Source organism: Streptomyces millisiae (genome assembly GCF_031845425.1).
Taxonomy (GTDB): Bacteria; Actinomycetota; Actinomycetes; order Streptomycetales; family Streptomycetaceae; genus Streptomyces; species Streptomyces millisiae.
This window is the reverse complement of record NZ_JAVREM010000358.1, coordinates 1-429: the sequence shown is the minus strand read 5'-3', so window position 1 is coordinate 429 and position 429 is coordinate 1. Positions and strand designations below refer to the sequence as shown.

Annotated in this window: 1 protein-coding gene; it reads left to right on the top strand. The window is 70.4% G+C overall.

Annotated elements, in window-relative coordinates:
- Positions 1–228, top strand: a 228-nt coding sequence (locus tag RNC47_RS37075) for a helix-turn-helix domain-containing protein (RefSeq protein ID WP_311605271.1), incomplete at its 5' end; no start/stop codon positions are given.
- Between the last annotated feature and the right edge of the window lie 201 nt (positions 229–429).

Sequence of the window (429 nt, the reverse complement as noted above, 5' to 3'; positions counted from 1 at the left end):
CAGACGGACAGCCGCCCGCTGAACCGTCTCACCCCCCGCGAGCGGGAGGTGCTGGCGCTGATGGCCGAGGGGCTCAACAACCAGACCATCGCGCAGCGGCTCACCGTCACCGAGGCATCGGTGGTCAAGCACTCCGGCAACATCTTCATGAAACTGGACCTCGACCCGGCGGAGGGCAACCGGCGGGTGCTGGCCGTGCTCGCCCATCTGCGGGGCGATCCGGACTGACGGCCGCCGCCGCTGCCCGGCCGGTACCCGGCTCTGGAACCGGTTCTGCGACCTCCAGGACGCCTACCTCACCCACCTGCGCAACCGCTGACCAGGAGCACCTCGTGCCCGACATCTGGAAGGGCCGGCCGCTGCCCGACTGCGGCCTCGCCTACACCGACCTGCACTACCGGCTCTACGACGAGCGGACCGGACAGGTCC